Consider the following 13,148-nt stretch of genomic DNA (forward strand, 5'->3'; position numbering starts at 1 on the left):
TCACCCGCGAAGATCCGATTCATGCACCCGTTATTCCGCTCGGAATACCAAGGTGAAGCGGGTAGGGCCAGCAGGCGTACTGCTGGCCTCGACCCGTCCCCCATGCAATTGCATGATCGACTTCACGATCGCCAGTCCCAACCCTGTCCCACCCTCCAGCCGCGAACGTCCGCATCCTGCGCGGTAAAAGCGTTCGAACAGATGCGGCAAATGGCTCTCGGCTATGCCAGGTCCTGGGTTCCTCACTCCTAGGTGTATCTCATCGCCCTGGCGCTCGATCAGGACCGTCACCACCTGGTTCTCCGGGCTGTGGCGGATGGCATTGCTCAACAGGTTGGACAGCGCCCGCTGGAACATCAGGCGATCGGCCATGGCCGTTCCCCAACCCTGCAGATGCAGTTCGATCCCCTTGAGCTCGGCGCTGACGGCGAACAGTTCGCAGACCCGCTGCGCTTCCTGGGCCAGGGCCAGTGGCCCGAACAGGACCTGGGCCTGGGGTTGGCTGACCTGGGCGAGAAACAACATGTCGTTGATGATGCGGTTGAGGCGGGTCAACTCCTCGACACTGTCTTCCAGTGCTTCCCGATAGTGGGTGCCGTCTCGGTCTCGGGCCAGGGTGACCTGGGCCTTGCCCATCAGATTACCGATGGGCGTGCGCAGCTCATGGGCCAGATCATCGGAGAATTGCGAGAGTTGGCGTACACCCTGGTCCAGGCGATCGAGCATGACATTGATGGCCTTGGCCAGCTCGGCCAGTTCCAACGGCAAGCCTGTGTCGGGAAGGCGGTGCTCAAGATCCTGGGCCGAGACGCGCCCGGCGATCCGGCGAAAGTGGCGTAAAGGGCGCAATCCCATTTGCATCAGCTTCCAGGCACTGAGGCCGATCAGTACCAGCAACAGAGGTAGGGCCAGCAAGGTCGAGTTCAGGTAGGCCTGGAGCAGGGCGTTATCGTCGGCGCGATTGAGCGACATCATCACCCGAACGGTGGTGTCGTCGCGCAGGCGCATCAGGCGGGTGGCGGTGAGGATCTGGTTATCGGCACTGTCGCGCCACTCGTGGAAGCTCAGCCGGTCGCCGACCGGCAGCGCGTTCAGGCGGGCCTCCAGTGCAGGGCCCAGGCTCAGCAGCGAGGGGTGACGACCGTCGAGTGCCAGGATGCTCAGGCTCAGGTTGTCATGGCCCATGATCACATCGAGCAAGGGATGGGCGCGGCGGGCCAGATCCTCGTTGCGTAGATCGACGCGCAGGTTGTGTTCGATCTGCAGCATCTTACGGTCCAGGTCCTTGCGGGCCCGACTGTCCAGCTCGTGCTGCAGAGCGAACACGGCCAGGCAAGCCAGCAGCAGCACCAGCGCGGCGCCCATCAGGGTCACCGACAGCCCGAGACGCAGGGACAGGCTGGCAGGTTTCATGGCCTGGCCTCGAGCACGTAGCCCACGCCGCGCAGGGTGTGGATCAGTTTGTCGTCGAACGGGTCGTCGATCTTGGCCCGCAGGCGGCGGATCGACACCTCCACCACATTGGTGTCGCAATCGAAATTCATGTCCCAGACCCGCGAGATGATCTGCGTGCGCGACAGCACTTCGCCGCTCTGGCGCATCAACAGGTGCAGCAGGGCGAACTCCTTGGCGGTCAGGTCGATGCGCCGGCCTGCGCGGTAGGCGCGGTGGCGGCCAGGGTCCAGTTCCAGGTCGGCGACGCGTAGGGTGCTTGGTTGCAAATGCTGGTCGTTACGCCGCAGAAGGCTGCGGATTCGGGCCAGCAATTCCGGGAACTCGAAGGGCTTGAGCAGATAGTCGTCGGCGCCCAAGTCCAGGCCTTTGACCCGGTCGTCCAGGCGGCCATGGGCCGTAAGCATCATGATCCGCGTGGCCGATTCGCTGCGCAGGCGTTGCAGTACGCCCCAGCCGTCCAGGCCGGGCAGGTTGACGTCGAGGATCACCAGGTCATAGGCCTGCTGGCGGGCCAAGTGCAGCCCATCGATACCGGTAGGGGCGCAGTCGACCACGTAGCCGTTCTCGCGCAGGCCCTGTTGCAGGTAATCAGCGGTACGCAGTTCGTCTTCGATGATCAGTAGGCGCATGGGAAAGCTCGGTGTAATGAAAGGCGGCGATTCTCGACCCTGTAGCAAGATCAGGGTCAAGGCTGCCGATGTTACGGGATGCAACCGAGCGGAAACCTTGAATAACGGATTTGTAATGGGCGGGAAATGTGGCTGAAAGGCGTTGTGCAGGCCTGTGCCGAAGCGGCGCCCAAGTCTTGCAACACTGTAATGTCCGGCTCACCTTGGCGTTAGCTACGCCTCGCTACGATGGCCTCGAATGACTGGTTATCACGAGGCAAACACGATGAACCTGACCCAATACCTGTTGTTGGCCGTACTCGCCCTGGGCAGTTCCGGGGCTATGGCCGAAGGCGGCGCCGAGCGTTCCAGGCAGTTCTGGGAGGCGTTCCGGCAAGACCAGCAGCGCCTGCATGGCGACAAAGAGCAAGCCGTGGTAGCGCGTGAGCGCAAGGCGGACGAGAAGGCCCGCGAATTGGCCAAGGATTGACGTGTAGCCGCCTTCGCAGTCGCTCCTCTGACGAAGGCGAGTCTGGCGCCCCTGCTGGGGCGCCTTTTTTATTTGCGTGCCAGCAAGGTGGCGCGACGTGGAGCTGGGAGGCCCTCGATGGTGCGGCTGTGATCGTTCGGGTCGAGGAAGTCTGCCAGCGACTGGTAGCGCATCCAGTCGGTACTGCGCTGCTCGTCCACAGTGGTGACACTGACATCGACGCAACGCACGTCGCTGAACCCGGCACGGCACAGCCAGCGCTCCAGGGCCGGTACCGACGGCAGGAACCATACGTTGCGCATCTGCGCGTAGCGATCCTCGGGCACCAGCACCTGGTGTTCGTCCCCCTCGATGACCAGGGTCTCCAGCACCAGCTCGCCACCTTTGACCAGGCAGTCCTTGAGCGCCAGCAGGTGCTCGATGGGAGAGCGGCGGTGGTAGAACACGCCCATGGAGAACACGGTGTCGAAGCCTTCGAGGTTCGCTGGCAGCTCCTCCAGGGCGAAGGGCAGGTGCCAGGCGGGAAGCTCGGGCAGGTATTTCTGCACGGCCTGGAACTGGCAGAAGAACAGCCAGTTGGGGTCCACGCCGATGACCATGTCGGCGCCGGCACCGAGCATTCGCCACTGGTAGTAGCCATTGCCGCAGCCCACGTCGAGCACGCGTTTGCCTTTCAGATCAAGGTGCGGGCTTACCCGCGACCATTTCCAGTCAGAGCGCCATTCGGTGTCCACGTGGACGCCGAACAGGTCGAACGGCCCCTTGCGCCAGGGCGAGAGCCCCATCAACGCCTGGTGCATCCGGGCGCGGGTGGCATCGTCACAATTGCTGTCCAGGCGCAGGCCGTTTTGCAAGTCGATCTCGCTGGGCAGCAGATCCGGCAGGGCATCCAGCGCGCCGCGCCAACGATCGAGATCGCCATGGCCTTTCTCCAGCTTGGTGTGTAGTTGTGCTTGCAGGCCCTGGGACCACGTGGCAAGGGGCGTGCCCGCCAGGCGGCGGACGAGGGGGGAGAGGTCGATCATGGCAGGGCAATCAGTGAGGCGAAATTGAGGCATTGGAACCAAGGCACGACCTTGGAGAAGCCGGCGGCGTGCAGGCGGTCTTTGTGGGTCTGCAGGGTGTCGGGTTTCATCACGTTCTCGATGGCGCTGCGCTTCTGGGCGATTTCCAGTTCGCTGTAGCCATTGGCACGCTTGAAGTCCAGGTGCAACTCGTTGAGCAGGTCCTGCTCCTGGTCATCGGCAAAGCGCAGTTTCTCGGAGAGGATCAGCGCGCCGCCGGGCAGCAGCGCCTGTCGGATGCGACCGAGTAGTGCCAGGCGTTGGTCCGGGGCGATGAACTGCAGGGTGAAGTTCATCGCCACCACCGAGGCCGGCTCGAAGGGCAAGGCCAGGATATCGGCCTCCAGCACCTGAACTGGCAGCAGTTCCTGGAACATCGAGTCCTGGGCGGTGAGGTACTGGCGGCAACGCTCGACCATGGCGGCGGAGTTGTCCACCGCGATCACCCGGCAGCCGTCGGCACGCACGTGGCGGCGCAGGGACTGGGTCACCGCGCCCAGCGACGCGCCCAGGTCGTACAGCGCGGTGTGCGGCTGGGCGAAGCGGGCGGCGAGCACGCCGAGGTTCTCGACGATGGTCGGGTAACCTGGCACCGAACGCTTGATCATGTCCGGGAACACCCGCACCACGTCCTCGTTGAAGGCAAAGTCGGGCACCTGCTCCAAGGGCTGGGCGAAGAGGCGGTCGGGTTGTTGGCTCACGGAAGTACCAGGTGGGGGTGGTAAAGAGCGTGCATTTTAGCCAACCCTGACCGTTTGCGCATCGCCTCTGGGCAGGTTCAGTCGACCGTCACGGCGCAGTCGAAGGTCTGTGCAGGGCGCACTTCGGGTGCCCAGGGTTGCTGATACACCAGAATGAGATGGCTCACGCCTTGGCCCTGGGCCTGGAAGCGCCACAAGGACTGGCCTGCACTGCCCACCACACCGATGTCCTCTGGATCGCTATACACCTCAGGGCCCAGGCTGCGCAGGATGTTGGCCGCCGGGTGCTGAACCAGCCAGCGATAGCCGGTGCTGGGATTGCTGGGCAAGCGCAAGGTCAATGTTTGCCCGGGCACCAGGGTGATTGGGCACTCACTGGCTTTTTCCAGAACGATCGGCTCAGGAGATGAGGGGTTTTGGCTGCAGGCGCTCAATAGCCCGAAGGCCAGGGGAAACAGTGCAAGGCGAGATCTCATGAAGTCTCCTGTCTGAATATACCAATAGATCTTGTAGGAGGAACGATTGCCATCTGATGACTCATCGGGGCGAGTCATAGCTTTGTACCACCAAACCCGCCCGGTTTGGGTACAAGGAGAAATGTATGAGTTTCCAAAGAGCCAGCTATGAAACGCTGGCAAATGAGGCGGCCAGTCAACCTGTAGCAATGGTTACAGCCATGGCCGAGCGCGACGGTAGTAATGAGGGTGGCCTGACACTCAGCCGCGAGCACATCGTCACCATCAACCAATATGCCAACTTTGTTTTTGGTCTACCCAAGACCCCGCAAACCGTTGAGCAATGGCTGGGCTACAAGACCATCGATGAGCCTGAGCTGAAGCCCTCGGCCATGTCCAGCCTGTTTGAGGGGCTGCGTCGTCATGCCAACGCCTGGACAACACTGTCAGATCGCAGCAAGCGGCTCTCGAGCGAACTGGCAACCACCGCCAACTTGATCGATGTCGTTGGCGAGGAAATTGTTGAAGAGTGCAGTCGCCTGAGATTTCTGAAACCGCAAATGACCTGGGAGCAGGTGGCGCTCGCGAGGCCGGTCAAGCTGGGCGCCGAGGACCAGAAAGTCGTCACGCAACTGGTCGAGTACATGCAAATCCTCAACGACGATGTCAGGAACTATGCCAAGCGTGTAGACGGTGTAAAGAAAGACAGCGAAGCCTTCAGGGACACCGTTAAAAAGGAGTTGCTGCCTGCAGTCGGCAACAAGGACAAGGCGCTAAAACGCAAGAAACAAGACGGGCTGGTTGAAGCGTTGCGCACGGAACTCAAAGCCCTCGACGTCGAGATCGGCGAACTTAAAAAAGAATACGACAGGTACCTCTCCAACGGACTGAGCAGCCTCACTGGGGGGCCGCTGGGGGCTATTGTCGGCGGTGCGATCTATGGCGCCAAAGCAGAATCTGCGCGCAAGCAACGTAAAAAGTTAGAACAACAGCGCAAGGTGGTCGCAGCGAAACTGAAGGCCCGTGTGAATCTGGAAGGCCGGCTCAAGGAGATGATCCAGTTTGTGGATGACCTGGACGTGCGTCTTAACGATGTCCTGACCTCGGCCTCCCATTTGCAGACGGTCTGGGAGCGTGTCGAGGTCTACATCACCAGCTCCATCGAGGAACTCGGAAAGATCACCGATGGCCAGCGGCTGGCGATCTTCCTGATCTTTTTCAAACGATTCCTCCGGCAGTGGAAGGAGATCGAGCGCACTTCGCTGCAACTGACAGCGGTTTTCGACGATGCCGCATCGGCACGCTAATTCATTAAAGGACTATCACCATGAATGCCAAGGTTTCTTATCTGTCGCCTGCCAGCCAGCAACCCGCGCTGGACGACATTCTCTCGACGACCCGTGTTTTCCTGCTTGAGTGGCAGCAGGGCAACCTGAAGCCCTTGCCGACGTTGTATGAATCGATTGAGCGGCATGCCAAGTTTCTGGACAGCATGACCAAGCGAATGGCAACTCAAGCCCTGCGAATGGAGGCAGAGCTGCATGCAAGCGGGTTAGAGGATATCGTCGATGCGCTTGAGGACATCGGCGAAGACCCTGAGCTTCTGTTCATTGCCCAGGAAACAATCAATAAAGTGCTATCGAATCTGACGATCCAGATCAGTGGTGTGAAGAATGCCTCGACGGAGTTGTCGGCTTTGTCTGCCCCCAGTGCCTTCCGCGACGAAGCCCGTTTATTCCGGCAGCAGATGGAACTGGAAACGACCAGTGTCGCCTTGAAAGCCGAAATAAACGCCGAGTCGTCCAAGATCGAGGCGCTGCATACCGCCCTCAAAGCGCTGGAAGCCATCGATATCGAGGTCAAGTTCGACGGCCTGATTCCCGCGCCCGAGCAATTGGCTGCGCTGGCAGTGCCCGGTGGGCAGATCGCCTTACTGAGTGAGGCCGCAGCCCAGGCCCTGAAAAACCTGGAGAAAACGCTTGGGCAGTTGTCTGCCGACCTCAATTACAGCCGACTGCAGGCAGAGCGTCGGCAATTGACGCTCGGACTCAGAACGCTGCAGCGGGACCTTGCCGCCAATAGCCGAAACCTGGCGGCATGCCGTCAGCAGCTCAAGGCGCTGGAAAATGTCCCTGGGCTCGTTGCGCAACGTAAGGCCTGCCTGATTGCCTTGAATGCGCTGGGCATGGCGTTGGGGAGTTTCTACAACCTGCTGAAGAATGCCAAGTACAAGGGAATCGAAGACCTGCGTGCTATCGATGCGTGTTTGAAGACGCTCCTGGCTTATCAGCGCAGCATGATCAAGCAGATCAGCAACGCATTTTGATTCGTGATCAATAGCCTGACTGCCATTCATCAGAGCGGCGGTCAGGCTTACGGAGTTACTGCTCATGGAACAAAGGATGCTGATGCCTATGGGGAGCGCTGCACGGGCGATGGAAGTGCGAGTGGCAGCGCTCTTCAAACAGGCGCGCAGCGGCGGGGGTGATCTAAAAGCCTCCGTCGCGCAGCTGGATGCCTATGTCCGCAGGGTTCACGATTTACCTCAACGACGATTGTCGCTTTGGGTGAGCTATTCGTATGTCTCTGAGCCAGTCCTGAATATTGGTAATTTGGAACGGCTGATCGCTAGGCTGTCCTACAGGAGTGGTTTTTGGTGGTCCTTGCGTGAGCGTGGAAGTTCGCTGAGTCAGGCATTGGTCGGGCATACCCAAACGGTCACGCAGCGGAGTGCAGAAATACAGAACATTGCGTCTCGGCTCGAGATAGCGAACGGTCATGCAGATAGATGGGAGGCGTTGTCTCGCGAAAAGGATTTCGCACTCAGTCCCAGGGATTTGACGCGTGTGGAAACAATGGTTGCGTACGTGGTCAGTCTTCGGAGGGAGGTCGAGGCCTTTAACATTCATCTCACTGAATACATGTCAGGTATCGAGGATTTTCGCGAGACTCACCGGCGTGAATTACAGCCCGACCTGGATAGGGTGATCAAAGCGCTTGATACGGTTGAGGTGCGTAAGTGCACGCTGAGATTCGAGCCGTTTTGGACAAACTGTCGGAAAGCGACTTTTGAAGAAGAAGATCGCGAACAGCTTAGGGCTTTGTTTGGCGTGCGTGATCTACAGCTGGCTGGCGTGCATGGCAATATTGAAAAACTTCATACGGCTTGGCAAGCGATAGGCACGTATGTCGAAAGTGCACACAATCATTTGAGCAAAGTGAAGCGCCAGCGAGAGCTGGCGCTTTTCATGGTGTACTTCAAAATATTCTTGGGACAGTGGAAACAGGTTGCCGTGCACGCGCAGCGATTGCGTGAGGCTTTTGCCTGAAAATAGAGGGGCCGTGGCCCCTCTGACCAATCACGCGAACAACACTTTCGCCACGTCGGCATAGCGTTTGGCGAAATGCACGGTCATCCCTTCACGCAGGTAGTCCGGCAGCTCTTCGAAGTCGCCGCGGTTGGCCTCTGGCAGGATCAGTTCGAAGATCTTCTGTCGCCGCGCGGCAATCACCTTTTCACGGACTCCGCCAATCGGCAGCACCTGCCCGGTGAGGGTCAGTTCGCCGGTCATGGCCACGCCTTTCTTCGGCGCCTGGTCCCGGGCGAGCGACAGCAGGGCGCTGGCCATGGTAATACCAGCGCTGGGGCCGTCCTTGGGTGTGGCGCCTTCCGGCACGTGCAGGTGGATGAACGACTCGTTGAAATAGCCGGGTGTAGCGCCGTACTGCTTGAGGTTCGAGCTGACATAGCTGTAGGCGATTTCTGCAGACTCTTTCATCACATCGCCCAATTGGCCCGTCAGTTTGAGGCCGCGGTTGAGGGTGTGGATTCGCGTGGCTTCGATCGGCAAGGTGGCGCCGCCCATACTGGTCCAGGCAAGGCCGGTAATCACGCCCTTGCCAGCGAGTACCTGCTCGCTGCGGAACACTGGCATACCGAGTGCGGCTTCCAGATCCTTCGTGCCGATCTTGAGCTTGGCCTGCGGTGTCTCGAGCAGCTTGACCACTGCCTTGCGCACCAGTTTGCCCAGCTGTTTTTCCAGCTGGCGCACCCCGGCCTCGCGTGCATAACCCTCGATCACCATGCGCAGGGCGCTGTCGCTGATGCTCAGGCTGGATTTGGCGACCCCGGCCTTGGCCAGTTGCTTGGGCCACAGGTGGCGTTTGGCGATCGCCAGCTTCTCTTCGGTGATATAGCCGGAGAGGCGGATCACTTCCATTCGGTCGAGCAGCGGTCCGGGGATCGAGTCCAGGGTGTTGGCGGTGCAGACGAACAGTACTTTGGACAAGTCCAGGCGCAGGTCCAGGTAATGGTCGAGGAAGTCGACGTTCTGCTCGGGGTCGAGGGTTTCGAGCAGGGCTGAGGCCGGGTCGCCCTGGTAGCTCTGGCCCATCTTGTCGATCTCGTCGAGCATGATCACCGGGTTCATCACCTCGACGTCCTTCAGGGCTTGTACCAGCTTGCCCGGCTGGGCGCCGATGTAGGTGCGTCGGTGGCCTTTGATCTCCGCCTCGTCGCGCATGCCGCCTACGCTGAAGCGGAAGAACGGCCGGCCGAGGCTTTCGGCGATGGACTTGCCGATACTGGTCTTGCCCACCCCGGGCGGGCCGACCAGCAGGACGATGGAGCCGCTGATTTCGCCTTTCCAGGCCCCCACGGCGAGAAACTCCAGAATCCGGTCCTTGATATCGTCCAGCCCGGCATGATGTTGGTCGAGGACCTTGCGTGCATGGGTGAGGTCAAGCTTGTCTTCACCGTAAACGCCCCAGGGCAGCGCGGTCGCCCACTCCAGATAGTTGCGGGTGACGGCGTATTCCGGCGAACCGGTCTCGAGGATCGCCAGCTTGTTCATTTCCTCGTCGATGCGCTTTTTCGCCTGCTCCGGCAGGGTCTTGCCTTCCAGGCGCTGCTGGAACTGCTCCAGGTCGGCACTACGGTCGTCCTTGGTCAGGCCCAGTTCCTGCTGGATGACCTTGAGCTGTTCTTTGAGGAAGAACTCGCGCTGGTGTTCGCCAATCTGCCGGTTCACCTCGGCGGAGATCTCGTTCTGCAGACGCGCGACCTCGACCTCCTTGCGCAGCATCGGCAGGACTTTTTCCATGCGCTTGAGTATCGGCACACAGTCGAGCACTTCCTGCAGCTGCGCGCCGGTGGCCGAGGTCAGCGCGGCGGCGAAGTCGGTCAACGGCGACGGGTCGTTGGGGCTGAAGCGGTTGAGGTAGTTCTTCAGCTCTTCGCTGTACAACGGATTGAGTGGCAGCAGCTCCTTGATCGCATTGATCAGGGCCATGCCGTAGGCCTTTACCTCGTCGGTGGGCTCGGTGGGTTGATGCGGGTAGTCCACTTCCACCAAGTAGGGCGGGCGATGGTGCTTGAGCCAGGTGCGGATGCGCACCCGGGTCAGGCCCTGGGCGACGAACTGCAGCTTGCCGTTCTCGCGGCTGGCGTGGTGGACCTTGACCAAGGTGCCGTACTGCGGCAGGGACGAGGTGTCGAAATGACGATGGTCTTCTGGCGGCTCGTCCAGGAAGAACAGGGCCAGGGAGTGGTGTGGGGTCTTGGCGACCAGATCCAGGGTTTCTGCCCAAGGTTCTTCATTGACGATCACCGGCAGGACCTGGGCCGGGAAGAACGGGCGGTTGTGGATCGGGATCACGTAGACCTTGTCCGGCAGTTGTTGGCCGGGCAGGGCAAGGTGGTGGCCGGGGGTGGCCTTGGCGTGGAGGTGTTCGACTGTTTCGTGTTCGTCTGGATGGTCCGGTAGATCCTGCTGGTCGCTCATGGGGCACCTGCGCAAATGACTATGGTGCTTAGATGGGGCGGGGGGGGATGGGTTTCAAGCTTTAAGCTTCGAGCTTCAAGCTGCAAGAAAAAAGCGGGACCTCGTCGGCCCCGCTTTCTCTTGTCGCTTGCAGCTTGCAGCTTGCCGCTTGCCGCTTAGTCGGCGAGCTTGTAGGCGATGATGTAGTCGCCCATCTTGGTGCCCAGCGAGCCGTGGCCGCCGGCTGTGACCAGCACGTACTGCTTGCCATCCTTGCCGGTGTAGGTCATCGGCGTGGCTTGGCCACCTGCGGGCAGGCGGGCTTTCCACAGCTCCTTGCCGTTGTGCACGTCATAGGCGCGCAGGTATTGGTCCAGGGTGCCACTGAGGAAGCCTACGCCACCTGCGGTGACGATCGAGCCACCCATGCTCGGTACGCCGACCGGCAGGCCGATCGGTACCGGGGTGCTGTCACGGGTGGTGCCGTTCTTGTGCTTCCAGATCACCTTGTTGGTGAACAGGTCGATCGCCGCGACGTAACCCCAGGCCGGGGCCTGGCACGGTACGCCCAAAGGCGACATGAACGGGTGCATGATCACCGCGTAAGGCGCGCCGGTGTTCGGTTGCACGCCACTGGTCTCGCTCTCGCGCTTGCTGCCGGCGGCGACTTGCTCGCGTGGCACCATCTTCGAAACGAACGCCATATAGTTCGGCGAGGTGAACAGCACCTGGCGAACCGGGTCGACCGACACGCTACCCCAGTTGAACACGCCAACGTTGCCTGGGTAGACCAGCGAGCCCTGCTCGGACGGCGGGGTGTACTGGCCCTCATAGCGCAGGCTGCGGAACTGGATGCGGCAGAGCATCTGGTCGAACGGCGTTGCGCCCCACATGGCCTTTTCGGTCAGCTCGGGGCCGAGCAGGTTGAGGTCGGAGCGTGCCTGGGTCGGTGCGGTGTGATCGCCTTTGACGGCGCCTTGGGGGACCGGAATCTCACGGATCGGCACGATCGGCGTGCCGTCGCGACGGTCAAGCACGTACAGGCTGCCTTGCTTGGTCGGCACGATGACCGCAGGTTTGATGCCATCGTCGGTCTTCAGGTGTACCAGCGTCGGCTGGCTGCCCACATCCATGTCCCACAGGTCGTGGTGGGTGAACTGGTAGTTCCAGCGTACTTTGCCGGTGGCCAGGTCCAGGGCGACGATACCGGCGCTGTACTTCTCGGCGCCTGGAGTGCGGTCGGCGCCCCATTGGTCAGGGGTCTGGTTGCCCAGCGGCAGGTAGATCATCCCCAGGTCTTCGTCGACGCTGGCGATCGACCACATGTTGGCCGAGTTGCGGCTGTAGGTCTGGCCGGCGGCGAGTGGCTTGGTGTCCTCTGGATTGTTGCTGTCCCAGTTCCACACCAGGTGGCCGTCGTGCACGTCGTACGCGCGGATCACGCCGGACGGCTCATTGGTCGACTCGTTGTCGGTGACGTGGCCGCCGATGATCACCAGTTCGCGGGTGACCGCTGCTGGCGAGGTGGAGTAGTACCCGCCGGCGGTGAAGGGACCAAGGCCGATGGTCAGGTCGATCACGCCTTGGTTGGCGAAGCCTTCGCAGACCTTGCCATTGTCGGCGTTGATGGCGATCAGGCGCGCGTCGGCGGTCGGCAGGTACAGGCGGCGCGGGCAGGTCTGGGCCACGACTTGGCCTGCATCGGAGATCTTCGGCGCAGGCTTGCCGTCGCGGCTGACGTAGCGGTTTTCGTCATAGTAGGAAACGCCGCGGCAGGTCATGTGGGCAAAGCCCTTGAGCGAGCCGGTCGGGCTCTTGATCTGCGGGTCGAAGCGCCAGATCTCGGCACCGGTGTCCGGGTCCAGGGCCAGCAGCTTGCTGTGAGCGGTGCAGGCATAGAGCATGCCGTTGACCTTCAGCGGCGTATTCTGGTTGGTCAGCTCTACCGGGTCGTCATCGGTCGGCAGGTCACCGGTGCGGATGCGCCAGGCTTCTTCCAGGCGGTAGGCATTCTGCGGGGTGATCTGGCGCAGCGGCGAGTAGCGGTCGCCGTGTTCGGTGCGGCCATAGGCCTGCCATTCGCCGTCCGGCATGTCGGGCGCTGCGCTGCCCATTTCGCTGTTGTCGCGATTGAGCGTGCCGAAGGTCTCGCCCGGGTGAGTGAACTGGCTGCCCAGGGCGCTGGCGCCGGCGGCGACCACCGCGATACTGAGCAGCGCGGTGTTGATCTTCGGCGACGGACCGACCAGCGGACGACGTGCCCATGGCAGCAGCAGGGCGACACCAACGGCGAACCAGATCGCCAGACGCGGCACCAGTTGCCACCAGTCCAGGCCGACTTCCCACAGTGCCCAGATCGTGCTGCCCAACAGCACCAGGCCATACAGGCCCAGGGCGATGCGGCGCATGGCCAGAAGGAGGATGCCGGAAAGGGCAAAGCCAATGCCGGCGATAAGGTAGTACAGGGATCCTCCCAGCTGGCTCAGCTTAATGCCACCGGCCAGCAGGGCCAGGCCCATCAGCAACAGCAGCACGCCCAGAAGGCGCGGTAGCCAGCGGGTTCCATTCTTGGCACCGTCAGTGCTCATCGTATGTTCTCCGTAGGTCGAAGGG

At 61.4% G+C, this 13,148-nt stretch carries 11 protein-coding genes; 4 read left to right on the top strand and 7 right to left on the bottom strand.

The annotated features are described in order from the left end of the window. Positions 1 to 30: 30 nt before the first annotated feature. Both ABOA88_RS18520 and ABOA88_RS18525 read right to left on the bottom strand, forming a co-directional pair. The gene (locus ABOA88_RS18520; protein ID WP_196170011.1) at positions 31 to 1,413 is read right to left on the bottom strand and encodes a heavy metal sensor histidine kinase; all 1,383 of its coding nucleotides are present in this window, start codon (positions 1,411 to 1,413) and stop codon (positions 31 to 33) included. Further along, positions 1,410 to 2,084, bottom strand: coding sequence for a heavy metal response regulator transcription factor (locus tag ABOA88_RS18525; protein WP_196170012.1), 675 nt, complete (start codon positions 2,082 to 2,084; stop codon positions 1,410 to 1,412). The genes ABOA88_RS18520 and ABOA88_RS18525 overlap by 4 nt, the downstream gene beginning before the upstream one ends. 265 nt (positions 2,085 to 2,349) lie before the next feature. On the opposite strand from ABOA88_RS18525, the gene ABOA88_RS18530 reads away from it, so the two are divergent. Continuing rightward, a complete protein-coding gene (locus ABOA88_RS18530; protein ID WP_196170013.1) occupies positions 2,350 to 2,553 on the top strand; it encodes a hypothetical protein in 204 nt (67 codons plus the stop codon). A gap of 68 nt (positions 2,554 to 2,621) precedes the next feature. Here ABOA88_RS18530 and cmoB read toward each other — a convergent pair whose 3' ends face one another. From cmoB to ABOA88_RS18545, 3 genes are all read right to left on the bottom strand, one after another. After that, positions 2,622 to 3,578, bottom strand: a complete 957-nt coding sequence (gene cmoB, locus ABOA88_RS18535; protein WP_196170014.1) for a tRNA 5-methoxyuridine(34)/uridine 5-oxyacetic acid(34) synthase CmoB — start codon at positions 3,576 to 3,578, stop codon at positions 2,622 to 2,624. Beyond that, positions 3,575 to 4,318 carry a carboxy-S-adenosyl-L-methionine synthase CmoA gene (gene cmoA / locus ABOA88_RS18540; RefSeq protein WP_196170015.1) on the bottom strand — a complete coding sequence of 248 codons (744 nt, stop codon included), beginning with the start codon at positions 4,316 to 4,318 and terminating at the stop codon, positions 3,575 to 3,577. The genes cmoB and cmoA overlap by 4 nt, the downstream gene beginning before the upstream one ends. A 77-nt stretch (positions 4,319 to 4,395) precedes the next feature. Beyond that, on the bottom strand, positions 4,396 to 4,794 hold the full coding sequence (locus ABOA88_RS18545; RefSeq protein ID WP_337157786.1) for a protease inhibitor I42 family protein: 399 nt from the start codon (positions 4,792 to 4,794) through the stop codon (positions 4,396 to 4,398). 125 nt (positions 4,795 to 4,919) lie between these two features. On the opposite strand from ABOA88_RS18545, the gene ABOA88_RS18550 reads away from it, so the two are divergent. The 3 genes from ABOA88_RS18550 (at position 4,920) to ABOA88_RS18560 (ending at position 8,102) form a co-directional block, all read left to right on the top strand. Next, the gene (locus tag ABOA88_RS18550; protein WP_196170017.1) at positions 4,920 to 6,080 is read left to right on the top strand and encodes an alpha-xenorhabdolysin family binary toxin subunit A; all 1,161 of its coding nucleotides are present in this window, start codon (positions 4,920 to 4,922) and stop codon (positions 6,078 to 6,080) included. Positions 6,081 to 6,100: 20 nt separating this feature from the next. Beyond that, complete coding sequence (locus tag ABOA88_RS18555) at positions 6,101 to 7,099, top strand: alpha-xenorhabdolysin family binary toxin subunit B (RefSeq protein ID WP_196170018.1); 999 nt, start codon at positions 6,101 to 6,103, stop codon at positions 7,097 to 7,099. Positions 7,100 to 7,163: 64 nt separating this feature from the next. Beyond that, positions 7,164 to 8,102: a hypothetical protein gene (locus ABOA88_RS18560; RefSeq protein WP_367851946.1), complete on the top strand. Its 939-nt coding sequence runs from the start codon at positions 7,164 to 7,166 to the stop codon at positions 8,100 to 8,102. A gap of 30 nt (positions 8,103 to 8,132) precedes the next feature. On the opposite strand, the gene lon is transcribed toward ABOA88_RS18560, so the two are convergent. Continuing rightward, on the bottom strand, positions 8,133 to 10,556 hold the full coding sequence (gene lon, locus ABOA88_RS18565; protein ID WP_196170020.1) for an endopeptidase La: 2,424 nt from the start codon (positions 10,554 to 10,556) through the stop codon (positions 8,133 to 8,135). 155 nt (positions 10,557 to 10,711) lie between these two features. After that, positions 10,712 to 13,123 (bottom strand): glucose/quinate/shikimate family membrane-bound PQQ-dependent dehydrogenase, encoded by a 2,412-nt coding sequence (locus tag ABOA88_RS18570; protein ID WP_196170021.1) that lies wholly within the window; start codon positions 13,121 to 13,123, stop codon positions 10,712 to 10,714. Between the last annotated feature and the right edge of the window lie 25 nt (positions 13,124 to 13,148).

It is taken from the genome of Pseudomonas sp. PKS (assembly GCF_051913525.1).
GTDB classification, from domain to species: Bacteria; Pseudomonadota; Gammaproteobacteria; order Pseudomonadales; family Pseudomonadaceae; genus Aquipseudomonas; species Aquipseudomonas guariconensis_D.

What these genes read in the sequence shown, in the direction of transcription:
- ABOA88_RS18520 (WP_196170011.1), bottom strand. Translation starts at nt 1,413, where the DNA reads ATGAAACCTGCCAGCCTGTCCCTGCGTCTCGGGCTGTCGGTGACCCTG.
- ABOA88_RS18525 (WP_196170012.1), bottom strand. Translation starts at nt 2,084, where the DNA reads ATGCGCCTACTGATCATCGAAGACGAACTGCGTACCGCTGATTACCTG.
- ABOA88_RS18530 (WP_196170013.1), top strand. Translation starts at nt 2,350, where the DNA reads ATGAACCTGACCCAATACCTGTTGTTGGCCGTACTCGCCCTGGGCAGT.
- cmoB (WP_196170014.1), bottom strand. Translation starts at nt 3,578, where the DNA reads ATGATCGACCTCTCCCCCCTCGTCCGCCGCCTGGCGGGCACGCCCCTT.
- ABOA88_RS18545 (WP_337157786.1), bottom strand. Translation starts at nt 4,794, where the DNA reads ATGAGATCTCGCCTTGCACTGTTTCCCCTGGCCTTCGGGCTATTGAGC.
- ABOA88_RS18550 (WP_196170017.1), top strand. Translation starts at nt 4,920, where the DNA reads ATGAGTTTCCAAAGAGCCAGCTATGAAACGCTGGCAAATGAGGCGGCC.
- ABOA88_RS18555 (WP_196170018.1), top strand. Translation starts at nt 6,101, where the DNA reads ATGAATGCCAAGGTTTCTTATCTGTCGCCTGCCAGCCAGCAACCCGCG.
- ABOA88_RS18560 (WP_367851946.1), top strand. Translation starts at nt 7,164, where the DNA reads ATGGAACAAAGGATGCTGATGCCTATGGGGAGCGCTGCACGGGCGATG.
- lon (WP_196170020.1), bottom strand. Translation starts at nt 10,556, where the DNA reads ATGAGCGACCAGCAGGATCTACCGGACCATCCAGACGAACACGAAACA.
- ABOA88_RS18570 (WP_196170021.1), bottom strand. Translation starts at nt 13,123, where the DNA reads ATGAGCACTGACGGTGCCAAGAATGGAACCCGCTGGCTACCGCGCCTT.